This window comes from Nocardia sp. alder85J, assembly GCF_020176955.2.
GTDB lineage: Bacteria > Actinomycetota > Actinomycetes > Mycobacteriales > Mycobacteriaceae > Nocardia.
The window spans coordinates 970070-995360 of the sequence record NZ_JAIUCZ020000001.1 but is presented as its reverse complement, the minus strand read 5'-3'; the positions used below and the strand labels follow the sequence as shown (position 1 = coordinate 995360).

Genomic DNA, 25291 nt, shown 5'->3' with positions numbered 1-25291 from the left:
TCGCGGGGCCGATTCTCGTGTTCGTTCCGGCCGGGGCATGTTCGATTTCCGATTCGCCGCCGTGCCGGTGAAATTGCTGTTGTAATGAATACTGCTGCGGCGCAGTGCAATTGCGTCGCCAAAAATTCCTACCGGCCTGTTCGAAAGGAAATCATCATGCCGATCACCGTGGCGCCCAACGGAGTGTTCAAGGGCAGGTTGCCGGGCGTTCAGCAAGGGGGTAATCAGGCGGCGCCGACCGCGACCGTCGTCGTACAGCCGGGTGGCGGCACTGCGACGCCGAATTTCCTGGTGGAACTGCGATTCGGCACGCCCCGGCCCAGCACGAACCTGAAGGACCTGCACCAGCGCGAGGTGACCGGGAAGACCGTGATCCTCGTCGACTGGTACAACACCACCGTGTGGAGTTATCCGCCGCAATTCGGGATGGCGGGAGTGTGGAACGGGACGCGGGTCTTCGATCTCGGCGGCACCGATCCCGGCGATCACTTCGAGATCGAGAACAAGGGGACGACCGATATCCAGGTGACCGTCGCCTGATCGGTCAGGCAACCCGATCGCGCAGTGCCACCAGATATTTCAGCGAGTCCAGGACCTCGTCGTGCGGCACGCCGAAATCGATGAGGCAGGCGATCTCGTCGACCCCGATCGCGCGCAACGCCTCGACGGTCACCACCGCGTCCTCGACGGTGCCGAACAGGCCCGCGGTGCTGAAGTACCGCTCGAAGGCGTGCCGGATCAGGAAGTCCCGGTCGCGCTGCGGCAGTTTGGTGATGTCGACGTCCGGTGGCAGCAGCGTGGCCGCGGCGCGCAGGATCAGATCGGCGGAGCTGCGCAGATAGTCACCGAACGGTTCGCGGACCTGGTCGCGGATCCGGTCGCGGTCCGGACCGAGCATGGTGTGCAGCATCAGTGCCACCTGCCCGCGCTCGCCGTCGGGCAGCGCCTGCCGGTAGGCGGCGATGTTCGTGGCGAGCGCGACCGGATCCTGGCCGAGCAGATGGGTGAGCAGTCCCGTGCGCAGACCGCCGGCGGCCCGGAAGGTCTCCGGCGATCCGGCGCTGGTGAGCCACACCGGCAGTTCGGGCTGCACCGGCGCCGGGAAGATCCGGGTCGGCCGCAGTTCCCCTGCGCCGTCGGTGAATTCGACCTCCTCGCCACGCCACAGCCGCCGGACGGTGCCGACCGTCTCCGCCGTCAGCGCCTTGCGGTCGGCGTAGTTCTCCGGCCGCAGCACGAAATCGGCGGCGTGCCAGCCCGAGGCGAACGACAGCCCGGCCCGGCCGCCGGACAGATTGTCCACCACCGACCATTCCTCGGCGATCCGCAGCGGATGATGCAGCGGCGCAACGACACTGCCGGCGCGGACGGCGATCCGCTCGGTGACCGCCGCCACCGCGGCGCCGGTGACCGCCGGATTCGGATAGCGGCCGCCGAAGGCGTGGAAATGCCGTTCGGGAGTCCACACCGCCGACAACCCGTGCGCGTCGGCGAACCGCGCGCTCTCCAGCAGCAGCCGGTAGTTGTCGCCGCCGGAGGCGTTGTCGGCGAAGAAGAACAGGCTGAACTCCACGGCGATCTCCCTAGAACCGGCCGAGCAGATTGTCGAGCTGACGCTGATCCACCCGGGCCAGCGGGAAGTCGGACGGCGTGCGGGCCGCGGCCGGGCCGTCGCGCAGATCGATCAGCGCGCGCAGTTCGGCGAGATGCCGCTCGGCGAGTTCCTCGACAGTCTCCCGGCGGCAGCGGCGCTGGTCGTAGTGCCAGCGCACGACCAGCTCGTCCCCGCTCAGTACCGCCTGCACCGCCATCGGGTACGGCCGATACACCGACAGCCCCGACTCGTCCGGAACCGGCAGCACCGCAGTACCTTTCGCGGCGGCGGTCTCCTCGAGGAAATCGAATCCGAACTCGACCACCGGCGCCGGCACGGCGCCGTCGCGGCGCAGCAACTGCCAGCCGAGGCCCGCCGTCGGCACCGCGCGCAGCGCCTCCTTGACCTGTTTCAGCGTCGTCTCCGGCGCGGCGTCCGGTGTGCCGGTGAGCGCGACGGGATGCGTCGAGGACAGCAGGCCGATCGTGCGGCCCAGGTCGACATCGTCGAAAACGGTGGCGCGCTCGTGATTCTCGAGGTCGACCAGGTGCCGGTCCGCACCGGTCCAGCCGGACAGGGTCCGGCCCAGCGCGGTCAGCAGCAGTTCGTCGGCGCGAGCGGCGAGCGCCTCGCACGCGGCCCGCAACGGCCCGGCCGCCACCGACACGCTCACCGTGCCACCGGTATCCACGGTGCGACTGCCACTGCCCACCGTATCGAACTCCGCCGCAACGTGTTCGGGCCTGGCGTGACCGTCTCCGGCACCGGGTGCCGGCGCCGGACCCGCATCGGCGGGAAGGTCCAGCGGCAGCACACCCGCCGGTGCGGTCACCACTTCCGTCCAGTACGCGCGCTGCCCCTGGATCTGGTCGCTGCCGGTGTGCGCGACCAGCCGCCGGATCCACGACTGCCAGGAGGTCGACTTGGCCGGCAGCGCCGCGTCCGCACCGGCGGCCAGCAGCATGGCCAGGTCACCGCGCAGGATCCGCAGCGAGGTCGCATCGGCGACCAGCCGATGCACGATCAGCAGCAACCGGTCGGGCCGCCGGCCGAGCCGGAACAACCCGATGCGCAGCATCGGCCCGACCGCCAGATCCAGCTCGGACCGCAGTTCCCCGGTCAGTTCGGCCATCCGCAGATCCTGTGCGGCATCGTCGAATTCGCTCAGGTCGTGCACCGTGAACGGAGTCCGGTCGCCACGCTGTGCGATCCGGACCCGGGTCCGCTCCCCCGCGAGCAGGAACCGCTGCCGCAGTCCGTCGTGGTGAGCGAGCAGCCGCTCCGCGGCCGCGCGGACCGTCTCGGCCGCGACCGGGTCCGGCAGCTCCCACAGCATCGCGGTGTTCCAGCGCTGCGGCGAGTCCGGCCGCGCCAGGCAGAACGCACGCTGCACCGGAGCCAGCGGCACCGGCCCGGTCACATCGCCCTGATCCGCGTCGATCATCGGCTGCGAACTCGCGACCTCCGCCAGCGCGGCGATCGTCGGACGTTCGAACAGGTCGTACGGGGACAGCCGCAGATTCGACTCCTGGGCCCGCGCCACCACCTGGATCGCCAGGATGGAGTCGCCGCCGATCTCGAAGAAGTTGTCGTGGACGCCGACCTCGCCGAGGCCGACCACCGCCGCCACGATCTCGGCCAGTCGCTGTTCCACCGGCGTCCGCGGCGCGACGTACTCCTCCCCCGGCTCCACCCGGATCTCGGCCGGCAGCGGCAGTTTCGCGCGATCGACCTTGCCGTTGGCGTTCAGCGGCAACGCGTCCATCGGCACGAACGCCGCAGGGACCATGTAGGGCGGAAGTTCACGTTCCAGGTGGCCACGCAGCGTGGCGGCGGACGGTTCGGCACCGGGCCGGGCCACCACGTAGGCGATCAGCCGCCGATCGCCGGGGGCCGGTTCGAACAGGGTCACCACGGATTCGGCGATCTCGGGATGCCGGCTCAGCGTCGACTCGATCTCGGTGGGCTCGACCCGGAAACCGCGGATCTTGATCTGGGTGTCCGCGCGCGCGTGGAATTCCAGATTGCCGTCGGGCCGCCGGCGCACCAGGTCACCGGTGCGGTACAGCCGCCGTCCCGGCCGGGCCGGATCCGGATCGGCGACGAATCGGTGCGCGGTCAGCCCCGGTCGGCCGGCGTACCCGCGGGCCAGGCTGATCCCGCCGAGGTAGAGCTCACCGGTGGCGCCGGCCGGGACCGGCCGCAGCCGGTCGTCCAGGATGCGCAGCTCGGCCGACGGCAGCGGGGTGCCGATCGGCAGATTCGGCCAGTCGTGCACCGGATCGGCGGGATCGAGCCGGAAGAAGGTGGAGCTGACCGTGGTCTCGGTCAGGCCGTACACGTGCAGCAGCGGCACCGGCTGCCGCCGCCACGCGGTCACCCGGTCGGGCAGCACCCGTTCGCCGCCGATGATCACCAGCCGGAGATGTTCCGGCAGTACGCGTTCCGCGCGGTCGAGCTGGCGGACCCATTCGTGCCAGTACGCGGTCGGCAGTTCCATCACGGTCAACCGCTCGCGCTCGACCAGATCGGCCAGATCCACACCGCCGCTGATGATGTGCTGCGCCGGGATCACCACCGCGCCACCGGCCAGCCAGGTCGGGAACAGCTCCTCGACGAGCACATCGAAACCGGCGGAGGCGAATTGCAGGAACCGGTCCCCGGAGCCGAGCCCGAGGCGGTCCACCGCGTCGCGCGCGAACACGGCCAGCGACCGATGTTCGATCACCGTGCCCTTGGGCCGGCCGGTCGAGCCGGAGGTGTAGACGACATAGGCGGCCCACGCGGGATCGGGTGTGCCGGAGAGGTTCTCGGCGGAATGTTGCGGCGCGGCCGGCGGCAGCACCGTATCCGGCAGGGCCACACCGGCTGCGGTCAGCGTGGCGGCGAGTTCGTCCTCGGCGATCAGGACCCGCGCGCCGGCGTCGCCGAGCATGTAGGCGATGCGTTCCGGCGGATAGCCGGGGTCCAGCGGCACGTAGACACCGCCGGCCTTCAGCACGGCGAGGATCGCGATCGGCAATCGCACCGAACGGCCCACCAGGATGCCGACCCGCGTCTCCGCGCCGACCCCGCACTCCCGCAAGCGATGTGCCAGCCGGTTCGCCTCGGCGTTCAGCTCCCGGTAGCCGGTCGCGACGCCGTCCCGGATCACCGCGGGTGCGTGCGGCGCCACCGCCACCCGGCGCTGGAACAATTCCACGAATGTCGCGGTGTCACCGGCATTCTCGGCGGCGACCGGCGGGGTGGCCACTGCCAGCGCGGTGGCGCCGACGGTGCGCTGCGGGTCGGTGACCAGCTGCCGCAGCACGCGTTCGAACTGATCCGCCAGCACCACCACGGTGTCCGTGTCGAACATCTCGGTCATGTGGACCCACTGGAGCCGGATCCGTTCCCGGTTCGGGTCGGCGTCGAGGGTGAGCGGGGCCGCCGACATGGTGACCTCGATCGGCTCCGGGGTGATCCGCAGGCCCGGGATGGCCAGTTCGCTCTCCGGGGTGCGCACGTCCAGCCACATGTGGCTCAGCGAGGTCTGCGACGCCTCCCGGCCCAGGTTCAGCTCGTCGATGAGGCGCTCGATCGGCAGATCCTGATGGTCGTACGCGGTGAGCACGGTGTGCTGCGCCGCCGCCACCACCTCGCGCAGGGTCATGTCGTCGGACACCTGGACGCGCAACGGCAGCGCGGTGACGAAACAGCCGATCAGCGGTTCCACTTGGGCTCGGCTGCGGCCGGAGACGATCTCGCCGATGACCAGGTCCTCGCGGCCGAGATACCGGTACAGCAGCACCGACAGCGCGGCCAGGAACACCACCACCGGCGACGCCTTCTCGCGCTCGATGAACGCGCGTACCGCCGCCGACGATTCGGCCGACAGGTCCACCACGTGCGCGGCGCCGGCGAACATCGGCCGGGCCGGATAGGGCCGATCGCTGGGCAGGGTCAGCACACCGGAGACGCCGTCGAGGATGCCGCGCCAGTGCTCGACCTCCTCGGTGACCCGCTTGGCGTGGAATTCCCGCTGCCAGGCCGCGAAGTCGGCGTACTGCACCTCCAGCGGCGGCAGTTGGTCCCGGGATCCGTTGCGGCGCAGCGCGTACAGTGTCGCCACCTCGCGGACCAGGATGGCCATCGACACCAGATCGGCGGCGGTGTGGTCGGTGGTGATCAGCACGACGTGATCCCGCGGGCCCATCCGCAGGATCGTGGTGCGCAGCCGCTGCGGCCGTTTCGGGTCGAACGGTTGCAGCACCTCGATCGTCCAGCGCCGCAACACTTCCGCGCGCTGCTGTGCCGGCGTGCGATCGGACAGGTCGACGACCGGCGCGGGCACCGGGGTCAGCGGATGCGTCCGCTGGACCCGGGTGCCATCGGCGCGCAACTCGACGGTGCAGCGCAGCACCTCGTGCCGGTCGCTGACCTCGGTCAGCACCCGGCCGAACAGTTCCGGATCGAGATCGCCGTCGACCCGGAAGGCGCCGGGAATGTTGTTGGCGGGCCGGAACTGCGCGATGGCCCACTCCCGCTCCTGCTGGAAGGCGAGCGGTGTGGGCTCGTCCGGATCGCGCGGCGTGATCCGTTCCTCCGGCGCCGGACCGCGGGTGCGGGCCAGTTCGGCGACACGCTGTTCGAGCAGGGCTCGCTGTTGCGGGGACAGGGCCGCGATACGGCCTCGCAGGTCGGTCATCTGTTCACCACCATCCCCGCGTCCGAACGCAGGACTTGTTCCAGCAGAGAGAGTCCCGCGGTCAGCTCCGCGGCGGTGCCGCCGAAGCCGAGCCGCGCGTGGTTGCGGTATTCCGGGCCGAAGCAGGCGCCGGGGACGAGCAACACCCGGTGCTGTTCGGCCAGCCGCCGGCAGGACCGGACCACATCCGGCTGACCGTGGAACTCCACGAACGCGGCCACCCCGCCGGCCGGCGGGGTGAACCGCACCAGTTCGGGCACGCTCGCGGCCCAGTCCGACAGCAGCCGGAGATTGCGGCCGGCGTGTTCGCGTTGCAGTGCCACGATGCGGTCGGCGTTGCGGACCGCTTGTGTGGCGAAGAATTCGAGGATCGGCGAGACGTACAGCGCGATGTAGTCCCGCAGCACCGCCATCCGGGCCAGTAGCTGCGGCGGCGCCACGCACCAGCCCACCCGCAGCCCGGCCAGGCCGTAGCTCTTGGAGAAGGTGCCGAAGGCGATGCACCGGTCGTACCAGAGCGGCAGCGGCAGCGGGTCCGCGGTGTAGGTCAGTTCACCGAACGCGTGGTCCCACACCAGGATCGCGCCGGCCTCGGCCGCGATCGCGACCAGTTCCCGCTGTTCGCCGGCGGTGATCGAGATACCCGTCGGATTGTGCGGGAAGTTCACCACGATCATCTTCGGCCCCGACGCGGCCAGCCGGCGCAGCTCGGCCAGGTCGGCGGCGAAGCCGTCGCGCGACCGCAGCGGCCAGCGGGTGACGCGCGCGCCGGCGGCGGCGGCGATATCGTGCAACTGCTGATAGGCCGGGGTCGGCACGATGATCTCGTCCCCCGGGGCCAGCGCCAGCTGCATCACCAGGTAGATCGCCTCGCTGGAACCGTGGGTGACCATCATGCGATCCCGGTCGCCGCCGGTCCAGCGATCGGCGAGCGCGCCGCGCAGCACGCTGCCGCCGTAGCTCTCGCTGTCGTGGAAGACCATCGAGTCCAGTTCGGACATCTCGAATCCGCACAACTGCCGGAATTCCGCCATGGTCAGGTCCCGGACCCCGCTGCTCCCGATGTCGTGGTCGACCTTGTGGTAGTAGTCGCGCATCCACGCCTCGAGCAATGCGATTTCGATGTCCACCCTTGCCACGCTAGGAGTCACACGGGCCTCCCGTGATGTCACGTAAAGCCGGGACCGTCGCCTCGACCTGGGGATTTCATGGTGTGGCACAACAGGTTCAGCAGTTCGTCCGGTGCGTCGACGAACCGGTGGTGCCGGCCGGGGAAGCGCGCGAAATCGGTGTCGCCGCACACCGGCCAGCCCGCCATCCGTGCGGGGGCCACATCCTCGTCCTCGGTCCAGCCGATCGCCACGATCGGGCACTCGAGCCGCCGCGGCTCGGGAACGACGTAGCGGCGGCTCATCTCGACATCGGCGCGCAGCACCTTCAGGTAGATCGCCACCAGTTCCGGATGCGGGGTGTTGCCCTGCTCGCGGATCATCGCCTCGAGTTCGGTGGTCAGCTCCGCGTCGTCCATGCCGAGCATCTTGCCGACCGGCCCGTCCTGTGGCGCCAGCTGCGAGGACACGTACAACCGCCGCGGCGGCGGTCCGCCGGACCGTTCGAGTTGCGCGGTCGCCTCGTACGCGACCAGTGCCGACCAGCAGTGACCGAAGAAGGCGTACGGCACCCCGAGATACGGCCGCAGCCCGGCGGTCAGGTCGGCCGCCAGTTCCTCGAAGGTCGCGGGCATCGTCTCGCCGAAGCGGGCCAGCCGGCCGGGCAGTTCGATCGGCAGGAATTCGACCCCGGCCCGGACGGCGGGCCAGTTGCCGAAAACCCCGGCGCCGCAACCGGCGTGCGGCAGGCAGAAGACCCGCGCGGTAGCGGTGACCGCCGGTTCGCGTGGCAGCCAACTGCCCCGGACGGCGGTCACGGCACGGCCTCCGGCCGGGGATCGGCGATCCGCGGCGCGAGGTCGGCGCGGGCCCGCGACTCGGGATAGACGATCGAGAGCAGGATTGCGGTCATCGTGGTCGTCACCAGCGCCATCACCACCATCAGCGAGTACAGCGGGGTGTCGAGCAGATGCAGTTGCAGGCCGACGACCAGGACGATCAGTTCGGTCAGCCCGCGGGTGTTGGCCAGGATCGCGAGCACCACCGAATGCCGGGTGCGGGCCCCGTTCAGCCGGGCTCCGGCGAAGGCGCCGATGCCCTTGCCGCCGATGGCGACCAGCAGGATCAGCGCCAGCTCACCGAGTGCGGCGCCGTCGACCGTCGACAGGTCGACCTCGAGTCCGGCGATCATGAAGAAGATCGGCAGCAGCAGCCACCCGTTGATCCGGTGCACCCACGGCAGCACCCGTTCGGCCAGCGGCCCCCGGGTGCGCGGCACCGCCACCCCGAACAGGAAGGCGCCGAAGATCAGGTGCAGGCCCATCCACCGGGTGGCCTCGGCGCACACCCACAGCCCGGCCGCGCCGGCGAGCACCGCGACGAGCGCGCCGAACCGTCCGGCCGGCGAACCGGGTGCGCGAGCACCGCCGCCACGCGCGGCCAGCCGGGTCAGCAGCGGTCCCACCACCAGCAGCAGCACCGCGACGAAGGGGACGATGAGCAGGAGTTGCCACAGACCGGCGCTGTGCCCGGCCAGCGCGGTCACCACCGCGAGCAGCGTCCACGCCAGGATGTCCGCCAGCGACGCGCTGGCCACCGACAGCGCGCCGATCGGCGTGCGCAGCAGGTTGCGGCCGGTCAGGATGCGGGCCAGCACCGGGAAGGCGGTCACGGCCATCGCGGTGCCGAAGAACAGCACGAACGCCGTCGGCTGGGTGCTGGGATGCCGGCCGAGCAGATGCCACGCCAGCAGCACGCCGAACCCGAACGGCACCAGCGTCGAGCCGAGGGCCACGCTGGTGGCGATGCGGCCCTGGCCGCGCAACATCGACCGGTCCAGTTCCAGGCCGACGAAGAACATGAAGACGGCGATGCCGATATTCGCCAGATTCGTCAGCGCCGGCTGCACCGCCGCCGGGAACAGCGCGTGGGTCACCGCGCCGTGGAACAGGGTGGGGCCCAGCAGGATTCCGCCGAGGATCTCACCGATCACGGCCGGCTGTCCCAGCCGCTGCGCCAGCAGCCCGAGCAGCCGGGCCGACACCGCGATCACCACGAGATCCCCGACCAGCAGCACCGTCGTGTGCGCGGTCATCGTCTCTCCTCGAGCAGTTCGGGCACTTCGTCGTAGGCGCCGCGCAGGACGGCCGAACCGAGTACGTGGACCCGGTCCCCCGCGTCCCGCAGCGCCAGGCGGCCGCCACGCCGGGACAGCTGGGTCGCGGTGAGCCGGTCCCGGCCCAGCCGTCGCCCCCAGTACGGGGTGAGCTTGCAGTGCGCGGTCACGCACACCTGGTCCTCGTCGACGCCGAGCGCCGGAAAGAAAGTGCGAGAGGTGAAATCGACCCCGTCCGCCCCGCGCGCGGTCACGATGTGACCGCGATACGGCTGCCGGGCCAGCGCCGCGAAATCGGGCCGGATCGCGGCCACCACCGTCGCCGATTCGACCTCGATCAGGATGTCGTCGCTGGACACCACGCAGGCCACGGCCCGCACGCCGAGCGCGGCGAGCAGCTCCGGCGGCGGATCGCACGCGGTCAGCGCCGCCGCCGGCAGATCGATCGACACCAGGTCGCCGCTGCGTTCGGCATGCAGCACACCGTTGTCGGAGACGAAGGTCAGCCGGGTCCGGTCGCCGAGCAGCACCCGGGTGGCGGCGATCGTCGCGTGCCCGCAGAGGTTCAGTTCCTTGTACGGGGTGAACCAGCGCACCCGGTACTCCCCGGCGCCGGCGGCCACCACGAACGCGGTGGTCGGCAGGCCGATCCGGTGCGCGCTGTCCTGCATCCCGGCCGTCGGCGCGAATTCCGGCAGCTCGACGACCGCGGCCGGATTACCGAGATGCGTTGCGTCGGCGAAGGTGTCAACGATGTGATGCCGCATCCCCGAGGTTCTCCTCCCGTTGGGCCAGACTGCGGAACATCCGGTCGACCGCCGCTCCCATTCCCCACACCTCGCGGTACGCCGGCCCCTCGGGGCCGGTGTCGATGTCGCGCTGCCGGGCATAGGCGGCGGTGGTCCACTCCGGCGTGGCCGGGTACCGGTGATGGTGGTCGTGGCTGGGCAGGTCGCCGACCACCACCAGCAGCCGCGAGGGCAGGTGGTAGCACAGCGTCGCCGCGGTCCAGCCGAGCCAGGCCGGCACCCCGGCGCCGCGCGCGGGCACCGGCGAGCCGCAGTAGCGCGCGGAGGTGTTGGCGGCGGTGTAGAAGCGGTGTCCGAGCGCGGGATCGCGGGGTGCGAGCCATTCGTGTTCGCCGAGCCGGTCCAGCAGCGCGCTCAGTTGCGCGAACAGGATGACCGGCACGACGAGGGCCAGCAGCAGCACCAGCGTGCCGTGCGGCAGCCAGAACGGCAGCGACAGCCACCAGCCGGCCCACAGCGCGGCGGCGGGGATCCGCCAGCCCCGGCTGCGCAGATTGCTGCGCAACCGGCCGGTGAAGCCGTGCCAGTAGAACATCGGCGAGAAGAAGACGAACCATGCTCGCCGCCACAGCCTTTCGCGGCTCATCCCGGGCCGGAACCCGAGCTCGACCAGATTCTGCACCGGCGGATCGGTCGGGGTGGCGAACACCTCGCGGCGGTGGTGGTTGTGGAAGTGTTCCGCCTCGAAATCGCCGAAGGTGTGGAACATCGACAGCACGGTGACGGCCTCCCCCCAGAACGCGTCCCACCGCCGGCTCCCGCTGAACCGCCGGTGCAGCGCCTGATGCGCGATCACCAGCACCATCACCCGCTCGCCGTGCACGGTGAGCAGCCACCCGGCGAGCAGGGCGAGATACCAGTACGGGAACATCAGGGCCACCGCGAGGGTGGACACGGTCAGGCCGAGGAGGAACCAGGTCAGCGTCAGCGCGAGGTAACCGGCCCAGGTGTGCCGGATCAGCGGCCGCTGACCCGGCAGGGCCCGGCCGGTCTGCCAGGTCCAGAAGTGCTGGGTCCAGCCCGGGAAGCGCAGATAGGTGGCCCGTACGTCGTCCACGGCCGCCTGCCTCAGCGGCCGGCGCCGACACCGGACTCGGCCGCGAGCCGATCGAAGAACGCCGTCCACAGCCGCCACATCTCGTCGGCCGCCGTCAGCACGGAATCCTCCTGCTCGGGGCTGAACCCGGTGAGCAGTGCGTTGTCGGCCTCCTCGATGTGATCGGGCTCCTGCTCGACGTGGATGGCCACCCACTGGTTGCCGGTGTAGCCGGTGGTGCGCTCGATCGCCCGGCCGATGCTGGACACCATCAGCAGATCGGTGTTCTCGGTGGCGAAGATGAATCCGAGGCCGGTCTCCGGTCCCTCGGAGGCCCGGCGGTAACCCTCGACCAGTTCCGCGGTCTCGGGGAACGGCCGGGTCCCGACGACCCGCTGCCGATCGAAGCCGCACTCCTGCATCGAGTCGGCGTAGATCACCTCGTGGGCCTTCGACACCTCGCCACCGCCGGTCTCCTGGTTCAGGATTCGGGTGACGGCGCTCTTGGCGGCGATGTCCGGCAGGACGGACACGCAGCGTGCCAGGAAGGTCGGGAAGTAGTGCAGCGGGTGCCACCACTGTTCGATCAGGGTGGCGGCCTGCTCCTTGGTCAGCTCGGCGGAATCCACGGCCCGGAAGAACGGGTGGTCGCGGAAAGCCCCGTATACCGGGCTGGCCGCCAGCCGGTCGTTCACCGTGAGCCTCGTGGTCATGTCGTTACTCCTTACTGCCGGTGCGGTCGAGCGTGTAGTACTGGAACAGTTCGCGGGTGTGCGGCAGGACGTCCTGGTCCGGGCACGCGCGGGCGAGCGCGAACATGGTGTCCCAGGCGAAGTCCTCGCCGCCGTCCCAGCGGAAATGGGTCTTGATGACGATGCTGAACACCTCACGGAAGGTGTCCATCGTGAGCAGATCCGCCAGTCGCCGCAGTTCGTCGCGACGGCTGTCCGGCAGTGCGGGCCGCCGCACGGCCGAGCGGTCGGGGATGCGGTCGCCGACCGGCTCCCGGTCCGGGACGATCAGCGGCCGGTCGCCGGGCCGGTCGGTGAAATCGAAGATCAGGTGGATGCGTGGCGCGGCGACCAGCGAGGCCACGGCATGGATGCGCGCGGCGTCGAAGTACCAGATCTCGCCGGCCCGCATCCGGTACACCGTGTTGTCCTCGCTGAAGAAGCATTCCTCGTGGGTGATCAGCGGAATGTGCACCCGGTGCGCCGAGCGCGCGTCCTCGGGCAGGTCGGTCAGCTCCAGGAAGTCGCGATGCGGGACGATCACGCTGTCGGAGAACACGGCCAGCCGCACGAACTGCAACCGGCTCACGTCGACGGTGTTGGTGACCAGTTCCCGCAGATACGGCAGCCGGCGGCCGTATTCGGTGAAATCCGCCGCGCGGTCGTAGGCGTAGGTGGTCAGCAGTCCGGTGCCGCTGTCGCCGCCGGTGGCCCACAGCATCGCGCTCTTCCACGGGCCGCCGATCAGGTAGTTGCTGTAGGCCTCGGAGTAGTGGAACTCCTCCGCCCGGGCCAGATCCTCGGCCAGCCGGTCCCGGTCCAGGTCGACGGCCGCCACGTACTGGGTGCGCATCGGATCACACGGTCCTTTCCACGGGAACGAAGGGCTCACCCCAGGCGTTGGTGGCCGCCATCCGGTTGAGCCCGTACCGGTCCTGTCCGGCCACCAGTACGCAGCCGTGCCGGTCGAGGTCGAAATGGTGGCCGAACTCGTCGAATTCGGTCATGCCGCCGTAGACCCGCACGTGGGTGGGCACGACCCGGATCGCGAATCCCATCCGCTGCCGGCGGCCGATGTTCGGATTCGAGCCGTGGATCGTCCGCGCGGTGAAGAGGAAGAACTGACCGGCGCGCATCTCGAGGTGCCGGACGTTCTCCTGCTCCGGATCCCAGTCCTTGTCGATCTTGATGTCGGCGTAGTTGTAGCCGAAGAACGAGTTGTCCGCGGCGGCGTCGTTCCAGCGCATCGGCGCGTGCTCGTCGTAGCGCCACTGCCGGTGACTGCCGGGAATCAGCTTCATGCAGGCGTTCTCGCGGGAGGCCTCGGTGAACGCGACCCAGCAGGTCAACTCCATCGGGATACCCGGGGAGTGCTCGGTCGCCTCGAGCATCCCCTGGCTGGTCTCACCGATGGCATAGGTCTCGACCTGATGCCAGCCGGTGCCGGAGTCGCCGGGATTCTTCGGGAAGAACTCGGTGCGCCAGCACAAGACGTCCGGCCCGATGATCGCCTGCATGCGCCGCACGATCTCCGGCTCGGTCACGAGTCTGCTCAGTCCCGGGATGTCCAGGTGCCGGTCGTAGTTCACCGGATTGCCGAAGACCCGGCGGGCGGTGTTCTCCGGATCCAGCAGGGCCCGGCGCTGCCGTTTCCACCACGCGGTCATCTCGTCGGGTTCCCAGAGGGTGAACGGCCCGATGTACCCCTGTTCGGCGAAGGTCTCCGCATCAGTCGCGAGTGCCACGGTTCGTGCTCCCTTCCGCACCGACCTGTGCCAGGACGGCGTCCCATTGCGCCGCCGCCGTGGTGACGTGCTGTCCTCGGATGAAGGTCCGGTGCTCGCCGGGCAGCGGCACGATCCGCAGCGGCCCGGCGCACAGTCGCCGGGTGGCCGCGAGCACCGCGGCGCCGATGTCCGGATCGGCCCCGGTCGGCCGGAAGAAGTGCACCGGCCCGGAATACGGGTCGGGCCGGTACCGCATCGCGGCGTTCATACAGGTCCGCGCGGTCTCGAGCACCTTGCGCAGATATCCGGTCGAGGCGCCGGCCGCGACCGGCGCCCCCATCAGCTGCAACCAGGTCGGCCCGGAGGTCAGCGCGCGCAGTTCGGCGTCGGTGGTCGCCGGATCGTCCAGGCGCGCCACCACCGTGTCCAGCAGGTCCAGGAACGGGGTGTCCGCCATCGGCAGCCCGGTGATCGGATCGATGATCGGGTTGGCGTCGAACAGTCCGAGGAATTCGACGACAGCGCCGGCGGCACGCAACTGCTGGGCCATCTCGTAGGCCAGCACCCCGCCGAAGGACCAGCCGGCCAGCCGGTAGGGCCCGTCCGGTTCGATCGTGCGCAGCTGCGCCACATGACCACGCGCGAGTTCGGGCAGCGTGCGGCCGAACGGCGGTGGGTCGCCGGTCCAGCCGATCCCCAGCAGCCGCACCGGCGCGGTCGAGGCGTGGGCCAGTTCCCGATAGGCCGGCAGCTCACCGCCGAGCGGATGCACGAAGTAGACGCTGCGCGCCGACGGTCCGCGCCGCAGCGTCACGATCTGTGACGACCGTTGCGGCACAACGGCGGTCGCGCCACCGGAGCCGAGCGCGGCGGCCAGTTCGTCGACGGTGCCGTACTCCAGCAACAACGACAGCTCCACCGGCCGCCGCAGTGCCTGCGCCAGCTCGGCCACCACCCAGGTGGCCAGCAGCGAGTCGCCGCCGACATCGAAAAAGTCCTCGTCCCCGTCGAATTCGCCGTGCCCGAGCACCCGCGTCCAGACCGCGGTCACGATCTCGGTCAACGACGCCGGTTGTTGCGGTGTCGCCGAAACCGCCGGTGCACCAAGGAGATCCGCCGCCACCGGTGGATCGGCGACAACCGGCGCCGCCGGCTCGCCGGATACGACCCGTCCCGCCGACCCCGGCGCGGCCGGGCCCGAGACCTCCGGCAGTGCCGAGCCTGCCAGCGCACGCCGGTCGAGTTTGCCGGTGGACGTCCGCGGCAGGGTCGCCACGGAGACGTATCGGGTGGGAATCATATACGCGGGCAACAGTTCTCGCAGATATTCGGTGAGTTCCCGGTGCGGGAGCGGTCCGTCGGTCTGGAGATAGCCGACCAGCACCGGCACCCCGTCGCCGACGGCACGCAGGCCGACCGCGGCCGCATCGACCCGCGGATGGCTCGACAGCGCGTGCTCCACCTCGGCCGGTTCCACCCGGAAACCGCGCACCTTGAGCTGTTCGTCCGCGCGGCCGGCGAAGTCGTAGCCGTCGGCGGTCGCGGTGACCACGTCCCCGGTCCGGTACAGGCGGCGGCCCGGCCGGAACGGATCGGCCACGAATCGTTCCGCGGTCCGCGCCGGATCACCGAGATAGCCACGGGCCACCCCGGTTCCGCCGACGTACAGCTCCCCGCTCGCACCGTCCGGCACAGGGCTCAGCTTCTCGTCCAGGACATGGCAGCGCACCCCGCCGACCGCCGGGCCGATCCCCGGCACCTCCGGCCACGCGGCCCGATCCGCGCCGAGGGTGGCGCTGGTCACCAGATGCGCCTCGGTCGGCCCGTAGTGGTTGTCCAACCGGCACCGCGGCAGCGCGGCGAAGAACGCGCGGATCGCCGGGGTGACGATGAGCCGTTCGCCGGCGGTCACCACGTGCCGCAGCGCATCCGGCACCGTACCGGTCCGCGCGCTCGCCACGGCCAGCAGCTGCAATCCGACGTACGGCAGGAATATCCGTTGCACTCGTTGCCGGACAATGGTTTCGAGCAGCGCCTCCGGATCGCGCCGGGCCGATTCCGGCGCCACCACCAGGCAGCCGCCACCGGCCAGCGTCGACAACACCTCCTGGAAGGTCACATCGAAGGAGGTCGCGGTGAATTGCAGTGTCCGCAGCCCCGTCTCACCGCTGTCGAGCTGCCAGGAGATCAGCCGCGCCAGCCCCCGCCGGGTCATCGCGACCGCCTTCGGCACCCCGGTCGAACCGGAGGTGTGCATCACGTAGGCGAGCGTGTCCGGTGGCACCGCAACGAGTTCGAACGGACCGCCGGGCCCGGCGGGCTCGACCACGACGATCCCGGCGGGCAACCGGCTCGCCCCGGCCTCGTCCGTGATCGCGATCCGGCAACCGGCGCGGGCCACGATCCCCGCGGTCCGCGCGGCGGGTGCGCTCGCGTCGAGCGGACAGTACGCACCACCCACGGCCAGCACGGCCAGCATCGCGACCACGGTCTCGGCGGAGCGGTCGAGCAGCACCGCCACGGGCCGTTCCGGTCCCGCTCCGGCGGCCCGCAGCCGCCGCGCCAGCCCGCCGACGCGATCGGCCAGCGCGGCGTAGGTGACGGTGTCGCCGCGATCGATGAGCGCCGCCCGGTCACCGGCCGTGCGCGTCAGCGCGCGGATCGGTTCCATCGGGAACAGCGAGCCCGACTCGGCGGTCACCGGCCGCGCCACCATGTCCATGCCTCGCCTCCGGGTCGCACGCCGCCACGGCGGCCCTGCACTTCCTGCCTCGACGCTAGAATCCGGCGCCCTCGTCCGGACGTCACGTGAATCGGCGACGGCCGGCGACGGTGTCGGGTAAACGGGGGACACGACCGCGCGACCGCGACCTGGTTGGGTGAGAAACCGGACATAGCACCGAGAATCGGGATGTCGATGCCATCGGAATCCGCAGGTCCCCTCACGATCCCGGACTCGCTGACGCGCACGCTGCACGCGCTCGCGGCGGCGGCCGGGACCAACGACTTCGTACCGCTGTCGGTCGCCGCGATGGTGCTGGCGGGCCGGCTGGCCCGCCGGGTCCGGTTCGTGCGGGGTCCGCGCGAGGCCCTGTCGCCGGGCCGGGTCGACCCGGCCGAGAGCTTCCGCGCCGCGCTCGACTGGATCGGTGAGCTGCGGGTCGCGCCGAGCCCCGAGGCGGCCGCGGACCGGCAGGTCGACGCCACGATCATCGTCTCCGGCGACGGCCGGCGGGTATACGCGGAGTGCGCGGGCGACGCGGCCGACGCACCGACCGCGCTGTGCTGGGCCCGTTCCTACGTGAGCCTGCTGCACGGTCTGGCCGGCGCCCCCGACGCGCCGATGACCGCCGCGCCGCTGCTGGACACCGCCGAACGCGATCGAATCCTGTACGGCCTCAACCCCGGTCGCCGGCCCGAGATCCGGCACCGCGGCCTGGCCGGGCCGTTCGAGGAGCAGGTGGCCCGCACCCCCGACGCGGTGGCCCTGCTGGACGAGCAGGACACGCGAGTCACCTACCGCGAGCTGAACATCCGCGCCGGCCGCCTGGCCCGAGCGCTGCTCGAACGCGGAGCCGGCCCCGGCACCCGCGTCGGCATCTGCCTGCCGCGCGGCATCCCGCTCGTCGTCGCGATCCACGCGGTGGTGCGGACCGGCGCGGCCTACGTACCACTGGACGCCGATCTGCCGGATGCGCAGCTGGCCTACCGGCTCGCCGACGCGGCGCCGGGCCACGTGCTGGCCGACGAAACCTCCCGGGACCGTCTCGGTGCCGGTCCGTGGCAGTTCGTCGACGTCGCCGCCGAACCCGCCGAACCCGGCGGCCGCGCGGTCGAATTCCCGGCCACCGCGGACGGATTGCTGCACATCCTGTACACCTCCGGCACGACGGGCCGGCCCAAGGGTGTCGCCTATCCGGTCGCCGGCGCGCTGGCGCATCTGGAGTGGATGCAGAGCAGGTATCCGTTCGCCGCCGGCGACTGCGCGGTGTTCAAGACCTCCCCCGGATTCGACGTCTCGATCTGGGAGCTCTTCTGGCCGCTGTATCACGGTGCCTGCCTGGTGATCTGCGCGCCGGGCGGGCATCGGGACCCGCGCCACCTGGCCCGGCTGGTCGAGCGCCACCCGGTGTCGGCGATCTTCCTGCCGCCGACGGTGATGGCCCCGTTCCTGGAACAGGTGACCGCCGAGCGCGCCGGCCGGCTGCGCTGGGCCCTGTGCGGCGGCGAGCCGGTCACGGCCCGGATCCGGGACACGTTCCACACCCGGCTACCCGCCGCCGCCCTGGTGAACTGCTACGGCCCCACCGAGGCGGGCAACGTCACCGACATGCCGCTGCCCGCGCAGTCCGGCGCGCCGGTGCCGCTGGGCCGGCCGGCGGCGAACTTCCGGCTCGCGGTCCTGGACGAGACGCTCGAACCGGTGCCGGTCGGCCTGGCCGGTGAGGCCTACGTCGCCGCCGATATCGGTCTGGCCCACGGGTATTGGCGCGCTCCGGCGGCCACCGCGGAGCGATTCGTGGCCGATCCGCACGGATCCCCCGGCGCGCGCATGTACCGCACCGGTGATCTGTGCCGATACCGCGACGACGGCGTACTGGACCATCTCGGCCGCATCGACCGGCAGGTCAAGATCGGCGGTCTGCGCGTCGAGCCCGGCGAGATCGAGTCGGTCCTGGTGGCGCATCCGGCGATCGCGGACTGCGCGGTGCTCGTGCACGGTGATCCGGCCCGGTTGTACGCCTTCGTGGTTCCCGCCGGCGGGAGCCCGGACGAGGTGGACCCGGCCGCGATCGGCGACCACGCGGCCCGCCTCCTGCCGGCCCATCTGCGACCCGCGCGGATCGTGCCCGTGCCCGGCATCCCGGCCACGGTGAACGGCAAGGTCGACCGGTCCGCGCTGCTCGCGACGCTGCCCTCGTCCGACGACCGCGAGATCGTGCCGCCCGCAGACGAATTGGAGGCGGCCCTCGTCGACATCTACCGCCGGGTGCTCGACACCGGCCCGGTCAGCGTCCTGGACAGCTTCGCGCGGCTCGGCGGTCAGTCCGTCCTCGCCTTCCGGCTGCTGGACGAGTGCCTGGCGACGCTGCGCGAGAAGCCCGACGCGACCGAGGTGCTGACCGGCACCATCCGCGAGGTGGCCGCCTCGATCAGAACTCGCCGATGAGCGGTTCCAAGGCGGTGGGGTCGGGTTCGCACAGGAAGTCCGGCCGCCGATTCGGCACCGCCACCGGCACATTGTCGACGCTGTTGTAGGTGATGATCACCAACTGCCGATCCACCGGTGACATGTTGGCGCCGGAGCCGTGGATCAGGCGCGGATCGAACAGCAGCGCACTACCTTCGGGACCGGTGGCGGCCCGGATGCCGAGGCGCTCGATCAGCGGCGTCAGCTGTGCGGCGGTCGGCGCGTAGTCGAGGTCGGCGGCGAGGTTGGATTTCCACCCCTCGCCGCGGCGACCCGACGCGACGGTACCCAGCCGGTGCGAGCCCGGCACGAACAGCAGCGGCCCGTTGTGCGAGGTGGCGTCGTCGAGGAACACCGCGATGTTCGTCGCGCGCGGCGCGGGCATACCGTCCTCCCGCTCCCAGAAGACGAAGTCCTGATGCCACGGCCAGATGTCGCCGCGCAGAGCGCGTTTGGCATTCACCTTGCTCTGGTGGACGTACACCTTGCCGTCCAGGATCCGCTCGGCGGACCCCAGCAGGAACGGTGAGCGGACCAGGCGGGAGAACACCGGACTGGTCCGATGGCAGCCGTGGACCGCCCGGACGGTCCGGCCGTCCTTCTCCAGTACCCGGCCGGGATGGTCCACGGTGTAGAGCCGTTCGACCTCCGCGCGCAGCCGTATCCGCTGCGCCGGCCCGAGAACCTCGGGAACGACGACGAACCCGTCCTCGTAATAGGTATCCAGCTGGGCATCACTGAGCACGGCACACCCTCTTCTCACGAGCATTTGTCGCTCACCATCGTTCTCGTCCGGCGGGCCGGCGGCTCCTCCCCGCTTTCTGGGACGCGCCACCGCGAATAATTCGGCCCGGACAGGGTATCGGTGGATTACCCGAAGGTGATTAGAAAGAAAATTCTGCCCGATCCACTTGGCCACGAGATGACCATGCGGAATAATCGGACAAGCGACCTTAATACTTTCGAAATCCAACCGGGATCGCTGTGCGTGGGCACTCACCCGGGAAGACGGTTCAGGCGTCACATTCCGTCCTCCGCCACCGAGCACCTACCGGAGATGAACAAACCGGTCGCCGGCACAGGGAGGGCGCATGCCGGATCTGCATTTTCATCTGCACAGAAGTGCAGCCGAACGGTCGGTATGCGGCAATCGGACGCGGGCCGGACCGTAGCCGGGCACGGCAGGCAGGGGTGCCGCTCGCTCGAAATTTTTCCGGCTCGTTTCGAGCCCGGTCGGCAATACGCCGATCTCGACATTTCATTTATCGAATTTTGATTGTCCCGCACCACGGGATGCCTTCGCACTTCTGCGTGCAGGGGAAGCCACAACGATGTGACGCTCCACATCTCGGGCTCGCGGCCGCGCGGTCGCACGCTGCCGAACACAGGGACAACCGCGACGAAAGCGCTGGGGAGCTTACTTGTGATTCGGACCGATCTGCTCATCAAATCGCCCTTGTTTCTCATGGGGTTGTGCCAGACCCTGACCACCGCCGGGATCAAAGTGGTCGCCGTGCGTTCCTCGGCGCGCGAGGACCCGTTCTGGCTGGCAGATGCCGCGCTGATCGACGCCGCGGCCATCCCGCGCGAAGAGCTGGACTCGGTCACCGCGGCGGCGAAGTCGACCGCGGTGCTGATCCTGAACAACGAGGCCGCCACCGACGACGAGATCTACCTGCGTGCCGGCGCCTCCGCGGTGATCAGCAAGTCGGAATCGGGCGACAGCATCATCCGCGCGGTGCAACACGTGGCATCGGGCACCACGATCGGAGCCGTCGATTCGCTGCGGGTGGCCTTCGATCCCGCCGAGAACGCCGCGCGGTTGTCCCGGCGGGAGGAGCAGGTGCTGCGTCAGATCGCCCACGGCCTGACCCATGGACAGGTCGCCGCGCGACTGGGTATCAGCCCGCACACCGTGGACACCTATGTGAAGCGGATCCGGGTGAAGCTCGGCGTCGGCAACAAGGCCGAGCTCACCCGCGCCGCACTGCTCGGCCAGCTCATCGCACCGGCGGAGGACACCGGCGTCACGACGTATCCGCAGGACCCGGGCATCTCCGCGGGCCGCGAAGCGACCGCACCCGCCTGGCTCGATCATCCGCCTGCCGACTAGCACGACAGTTGTATTTCGTTGTTTTGTAATCGTTTCTGTTGGTGGCGGAGTTGTCGGGCGTGTGCTTGGTGGCGGCGGCGCCAGTGGCAGGTGGCGAGTGCGTGGGTGAGGGTGCGGGCGGGGTGGAGCACTATCGCCAGGAGACGGCGGATGTCGGCGACTGTGATTCGGCCCAGCCCGCGTGGGCTTTTGGGTCGGTGGCGGCGGTGACGGCGAGGAAGGCGTGGGCGAGCATGGCGAGGGTGATGTGCCGGTACCAGGGATGCCATTTGCGGACTTGGTAGTGGTCGAGGCCGCACTGGTCCTTGGCGGCCTGGAAGCACTCTTCGACCGCCCATCGGGCGCCGGCCACGGCCACGACCTGTTCCCGCTCGATGGTGGCGGGGTGGAAGCACAGGTAATAGGCGATATCGGCAGGGTTGTCGAGGGATCGGCGGGCCAGCAGGGTTCTGGTGTATCCGGCGGGGAGGTCACCGAAATTGGGGAGGGTGGCCCAGGCCCAGTCGTATTCGCGTTCGCCGCGTTCACCGAGTCCTGCCGAGACGCGGTGCCAGGCTTGTGCGGGTGCTCGGGCGACGAGGGTGTCGACGCGGCGGCGGCCGTCGAGGTCGGGCACGGTGTGCCGGACCGGCACCTCGAGGACGTAGGACAGGCGGCGGGTCTCGCAGAAGGCCCGGAACCGGCCGTCGCGGCCGTAGGCAGAGTCCGCGGCCACCCATCCTGCGGGCACTCCGGCGTCCAGGGTCCGGGCGATCATCATCTCCGCGAGCCTGGGCTTCGTCAGAAGACCTGTACTGCAACGTGTTTCGGGTATGCCTGCTTCGATACAGCGATCGCGGTCACCGATCCACGACTCGGGCAGGTAGAGCTCTCGGTCGATCAGCGCCCGGCCCGAGCGCCCGGCGTAGGCGAGGAACACCCCGAGCTGAGAATTCTCCACACGCCCGGCCGTCCCGGAGTACTGGCGTTGCACACCCGCGGACTTCACCCCCTTCTTCAAGAACCCGGTCTCGTCCGGAACCAGGACTCCATCAGGGCAGGCCAGCGCCTCGGCGACGTACGCCCGCAGGCAATCGCGCAACTCGTCGGCGTCCCACCGCGACCGATTCAAGAAATGTTGTAACCGGCCCGGATCCTCCTCTCCCGCAGCCTCGGACAACTGCCACGTATTCTTCCGCTCCACCGGCGCCAGCAACCCCGTCAGATACGACCGCGCCCACCGCCGCGGCTCCGCCCGATAGAACACCCCCGCCACCCGCGCGAACACCTCATCGAAACTCACTCGCCACGCCGAAACATCCTCTGCGGCAACATCACCCAGCACGAGACGACAAGGTATCCCACCATCGGTCCGACTGCAAAACAACGAAATACAACTGTCGTGCTAGTACTCCAGCATCACTTCGTGATGTGATTGGGTAGCATGTGTTTTCGTGGTGGTTGGTGAGGATCTGGCTGCGTGGTCGGCTGGGCTGGAGGAGTTGTTCGGTCGGGTGGCGGGCCGGTTTCATCGGGCCGAGCCGCGGTTGCGGGCCAGGATGTATGTGCGGGGGTTGCTGGCGCCGCTGGCGGGGAAGAACGGCTGGACGCTGGCCGAGGCGGCGGGTGATCTGACGCCGATCGGGATGCAGCGGCTGTTGAACGCGGCGGCGTGGGATGTCGACGGGGTGCGTGACGACGCGCGTGCCTATGCCGTCGAGCACCTGGGCGACGTGGACGGTGTGCTCGTGGTCGACGAGACCGGGTTCCTGAAGAAGGGCGTGAAATCCGCTGGCGTGCAACGGCAATACTCGGGAACGGCCGGTCGTATCGAGAACTGTCAGCTCGGTGTGTTCTGTGCCTATACGAGCGTGAAGGGCCGGACGCTGATCGATCGGGAGTTGTATCTGCCCAAGTCGTGGACCACCGATCGGGACCGCTGCCGGGCCGCCGGGGTGCCGGACGAAGTGGAGTTCGAGACGAAACAGGTTCTGGCGCAACGAATGCTGGAGCGGGCGCTGGATGCGGGTGTGCCGGCGCGGTGGGTCACCGCCGACGAGGCCTACGGGGGTGATTCGAAATTCCGCCGCTGGCTGGAGCGGCGCCGGATCGGATACGTGGTGGCCGTGCCCAGCAGCGCACCGGTCGTGGTGTCACTGAGAGGCAGCCGGCGCGCCGACCAGATCGTCGCTGGCGCACCACCGGACGCGTGGAAGCGCCGTAGCTGCGGCGACGGCGCGAAAGGCCTTCGGATCTTCGATTGGGCCGTGGCCACCGTGCCGACCGAGAGCGAGGCCGGGCCCGGCTGGCGGCGCTGGCTGCTGTCCCGGCGGTCGCTGACCCCGAATGCCAAGGGCGAGCTCGAGATTGCCTACTACCTGTGCGGTGCCCCGATCGGCACCAGCGACGACGACCTCGTCCGGGTCGCCGGTGCCCGCTGGGCGGTCGAGGACTGCTTCCAGACCGCGAAAACCGAAGTAGGCCTCGACCAATACCAGGTCCGCCGCTACGACGCCTGGTACCGGCACATCACCCTCGCGATGCTCGCCCACACCTACCTCGCCGTCACCGCAGCGATCGCCCCAAAAGTGTTGGCAGCGGCCTCATTCCACTCACCCTCGGAGAAATCAAACGTCTCCTGGCGCACCTGATCACCCCGATCCCGGACCTCACCGCGGCACTGCACTGGTCGGCCTGGCGCAGACGACACCAGTACCATGCCAAACAAGCCCACCACCAGCGGCGACGCCGATTACATCACGAAGTGATGCTGGAGTACTAGCACGACAGTTGTATTTCGTTGTTTTGTAATCGTTTCTGTTGGTGGCGGAGTTGTCGGGCGTGTGCTTGGTGGCGGCGGCGCCAGTGGCAGGTGGCGAGTGCGTGGGTGAGGGTGCGGGCGGGGTGGAGCACTATCGCCAGGAGACGGCGGATGTCGGCGACTGTGATTCGGCCCAGCCCGCGTGGGCTTTTGGGTCGGTGGCGGCGGTGACGGCGAGGAAGGCGTGGGCGAGCATGGCGAGGGTGATGTGCCGGTACCAGGGATGCCATTTGCGGACTTGGTAGTGGTCGAGGCCGCACTGGTCCTTGGCGGCCTGGAAGCACTCTTCGACCGCCCATCGGGCGCCGGCCACGGCCACGACCTGTTCCCGCTCGATGGTGGCGGGGTGGAAGCACAGGTAATAGGCGATATCGGCAGGGTTGTCGAGGGATCGGCGGGCCAGCAGGGTTCTGGTGTATCCGGCGGGGAGGTCACCGAAATTGGGGAGGGTGGCCCAGGCCCAGTCGTATTCGCGTTCGCCGCGTTCACCGAGTCCTGCCGAGACGCGGTGCCAGGCTTGTGCGGGTGCTCGGGCGACGAGGGTGTCGACGCGGCGGCGGCCGTCGAGGTCGGGCACGGTGTGCCGGACCGGCACCTCGAGGACGTAGGACAGGCGGCGGGTCTCGCAGAAGGCCCGGAACCGGCCGTCGCGGCCGTAGGCAGAGTCCGCGGCCACCCATCCTGCGGGCACTCCGGCGTCCAGGGTCCGGGCGATCATCATCTCCGCGAGCCTGGGCTTCGTCAGAAGACCTGTACTGCAACGTGTTTCGGGTATGCCTGCTTCGATACAGCGATCGCGGTCACCGATCCACGACTCGGGCAGGTAGAGCTCTCGGTCGATCAGCGCCCGGCCCGAGCGCCCGGCGTAGGCGAGGAACACCCCGAGCTGAGAATTCTCCACACGCCCGGCCGTCCCGGAGTACTGGCGTTGCACACCCGCGGACTTCACCCCCTTCTTCAAGAACCCGGTCTCGTCCGGAACCAGGACTCCATCAGGGCAGGCCAGCGCCTCGGCGACGTACGCCCGCAGGCAATCGCGCAACTCGTCGGCGTCCCACCGCGACCGATTCAAGAAATGTTGTAACCGGCCCGGATCCTCCTCTCCCGCAGCCTCGGACAACTGCCACGTATTCTTCCGCTCCACCGGCGCCAGCAACCCCGTCAGATACGACCGCGCCCACCGCCGCGGCTCCGCCCGATAGAACACCCCCGCCACCCGCGCGAACACCTCATCGAAACTCACTCGCCACGCCGAAACATCCTCTGCGGCAACATCACCCAGCACGAGACGACAAGGTATCCCACCATCGGTCCGACTGCAAAACAACGAAATACAACTGTCGTGCTAGGACCCGGCTGCGGGCCGGACGGAACCGGC

Annotated in this window: 15 protein-coding genes and 3 pseudogenes; 4 read left to right on the top strand and 14 right to left on the bottom strand. The window is 69.9% G+C overall.

Translation table 11 applies throughout. The annotated features are described in order from the left end of the window. Positions 1-156 precede the first annotated feature (156 nt). Positions 157-540 carry a hypothetical protein gene (locus tag LBW94_RS04615; protein WP_225058628.1) on the top strand — a complete coding sequence of 128 codons (384 nt, stop codon included), beginning with the start codon at positions 157-159 and terminating at the stop codon, positions 538-540. A 4-nt stretch (positions 541-544) separates the two neighbouring features. On the opposite strand, the gene LBW94_RS04610 is transcribed toward LBW94_RS04615, so the two are convergent. From LBW94_RS04610 to LBW94_RS04560, 11 genes are read right to left on the bottom strand one after another with little or no spacing between them, the layout of a single operon-like run. Beyond that, positions 545-1573, bottom strand: a complete 1029-nt coding sequence (locus LBW94_RS04610) for a MupA/Atu3671 family FMN-dependent luciferase-like monooxygenase (RefSeq protein WP_225058627.1) — start codon at positions 1571-1573, stop codon at positions 545-547. A gap of 10 nt (positions 1574-1583) precedes the next feature. Next, on the bottom strand, positions 1584-6281 hold the full coding sequence (locus LBW94_RS04605; RefSeq protein ID WP_225058626.1) for a non-ribosomal peptide synthetase: 4698 nt from the start codon (positions 6279-6281) through the stop codon (positions 1584-1586). After that, positions 6278-7411: a capreomycidine synthase gene (gene vioD / locus LBW94_RS04600; protein WP_225058625.1), complete on the bottom strand. Its 1134-nt coding sequence runs from the start codon at positions 7409-7411 to the stop codon at positions 6278-6280. The genes LBW94_RS04605 and vioD overlap by 4 nt, the downstream gene beginning before the upstream one ends. A 38-nt stretch (positions 7412-7449) precedes the next feature. Further along, complete coding sequence (locus LBW94_RS04595) at positions 7450-8208, bottom strand: thioesterase II family protein (protein ID WP_225058624.1); 759 nt, start codon at positions 8206-8208, stop codon at positions 7450-7452. Next, positions 8205-9485 carry a cation:proton antiporter gene (locus LBW94_RS04590; RefSeq protein WP_225058623.1) on the bottom strand — a complete coding sequence of 427 codons (1281 nt, stop codon included), beginning with the start codon at positions 9483-9485 and terminating at the stop codon, positions 8205-8207. The genes LBW94_RS04595 and LBW94_RS04590 overlap by 4 nt, the downstream gene beginning before the upstream one ends. Further along, positions 9482-10273, bottom strand: a complete 792-nt coding sequence (locus LBW94_RS04585) for a PhzF family phenazine biosynthesis protein (protein WP_225058622.1) — start codon at positions 10271-10273, stop codon at positions 9482-9484. Before LBW94_RS04585 ends, LBW94_RS04590 begins: the two co-directional genes overlap by 4 nt. Further along, positions 10254-11372, bottom strand: coding sequence for a fatty acid desaturase (locus tag LBW94_RS04580; RefSeq protein ID WP_225058621.1), 1119 nt, complete (start codon positions 11370-11372; stop codon positions 10254-10256). Before LBW94_RS04580 ends, LBW94_RS04585 begins: the two co-directional genes overlap by 20 nt. 11 nt (positions 11373-11383) lie before the next feature. Continuing rightward, the gene (locus LBW94_RS04575; protein WP_225058620.1) at positions 11384-12064 is read right to left on the bottom strand and encodes a TenA family transcriptional regulator; all 681 of its coding nucleotides are present in this window, start codon (positions 12062-12064) and stop codon (positions 11384-11386) included. Between the two features lie 4 nt (positions 12065-12068). Beyond that, positions 12069-12935, bottom strand: coding sequence for an aspartyl/asparaginyl beta-hydroxylase domain-containing protein (locus tag LBW94_RS04570; RefSeq protein ID WP_225058619.1), 867 nt, complete (start codon positions 12933-12935; stop codon positions 12069-12071). Between the two features lie 4 nt (positions 12936-12939). After that, positions 12940-13827, bottom strand: a complete 888-nt coding sequence (locus LBW94_RS04565; protein ID WP_225058618.1) for a chlorinating enzyme — start codon at positions 13825-13827, stop codon at positions 12940-12942. After that, the gene (locus LBW94_RS04560) at positions 13811-16531 is read right to left on the bottom strand and encodes an amino acid adenylation domain-containing protein (RefSeq protein WP_225058617.1); all 2721 of its coding nucleotides are present in this window, start codon (positions 16529-16531) and stop codon (positions 13811-13813) included. Before LBW94_RS04560 ends, LBW94_RS04565 begins: the two co-directional genes overlap by 17 nt. A 195-nt stretch (positions 16532-16726) precedes the next feature. Here LBW94_RS04560 and LBW94_RS04555 point away from each other — a divergent pair, with 195 nt between their 5' ends. Continuing rightward, a complete protein-coding gene (locus LBW94_RS04555; protein WP_225058616.1) occupies positions 16727-18979 on the top strand; it encodes an amino acid adenylation domain-containing protein in 2253 nt (750 codons plus the stop codon). On the opposite strand, the gene LBW94_RS04550 is transcribed toward LBW94_RS04555, so the two are convergent. Then, positions 18963-19745 carry a phytanoyl-CoA dioxygenase family protein gene (locus LBW94_RS04550; RefSeq protein WP_225058615.1) on the bottom strand — a complete coding sequence of 261 codons (783 nt, stop codon included), beginning with the start codon at positions 19743-19745 and terminating at the stop codon, positions 18963-18965. The two genes, LBW94_RS04555 and LBW94_RS04550, sit on opposite strands and share 17 nt — an antisense overlap. Before the next feature lie 678 nt (positions 19746-20423). Here LBW94_RS04550 and LBW94_RS04545 point away from each other — a divergent pair. Beyond that, a complete protein-coding gene (locus LBW94_RS04545; protein WP_225058614.1) occupies positions 20424-21113 on the top strand; it encodes a response regulator transcription factor in 690 nt (229 codons plus the stop codon). A gap of 205 nt (positions 21114-21318) precedes the next feature. Here LBW94_RS04545 and LBW94_RS04540 read toward each other — a convergent pair. After that, positions 21319-22452, bottom strand: a pseudogene (locus LBW94_RS04540) (IS701 family transposase); the annotation flags it as partial. Between the two features lie 112 nt (positions 22453-22564). Here LBW94_RS04540 and LBW94_RS04535 point away from each other — a divergent pair. Beyond that, positions 22565-23874 (top strand): annotated as a pseudogene (locus tag LBW94_RS04535) (IS701 family transposase). Here the strand turns inward: LBW94_RS04535 and LBW94_RS04530 are convergent. Next, positions 23845-25213: pseudogene (locus LBW94_RS04530) on the bottom strand (IS701 family transposase). The pseudogenes LBW94_RS04535 and LBW94_RS04530 overlap by 30 nt on opposite strands. Positions 25214-25291 lie beyond the last annotated feature (78 nt).

Bases quoted from the DNA above. Each gene is read 5' to 3' on its own strand.
- LBW94_RS04560 (WP_225058617.1), bottom strand. From the start codon at position 16,531: ATGGACATGGTGGCGCGGCCGGTGACCGCCGAGTCGGGCTCGCTGTTC.
- LBW94_RS04575 (WP_225058620.1), bottom strand. From the start codon at position 12,064: ATGACCACGAGGCTCACGGTGAACGACCGGCTGGCGGCCAGCCCGGTA.
- LBW94_RS04605 (WP_225058626.1), bottom strand. From the start codon at position 6,281: ATGACCGACCTGCGAGGCCGTATCGCGGCCCTGTCCCCGCAACAGCGA.
- LBW94_RS04570 (WP_225058619.1), bottom strand. From the start codon at position 12,935: ATGCGCACCCAGTACGTGGCGGCCGTCGACCTGGACCGGGACCGGCTG.
- LBW94_RS04555 (WP_225058616.1), top strand. From the start codon at position 16,727: ATGCCATCGGAATCCGCAGGTCCCCTCACGATCCCGGACTCGCTGACG.
- LBW94_RS04615 (WP_225058628.1), top strand. From the start codon at position 157: ATGCCGATCACCGTGGCGCCCAACGGAGTGTTCAAGGGCAGGTTGCCG.
- LBW94_RS04585 (WP_225058622.1), bottom strand. From the start codon at position 10,273: ATGCGGCATCACATCGTTGACACCTTCGCCGACGCAACGCATCTCGGT.
- LBW94_RS04590 (WP_225058623.1), bottom strand. From the start codon at position 9,485: ATGACCGCGCACACGACGGTGCTGCTGGTCGGGGATCTCGTGGTGATC.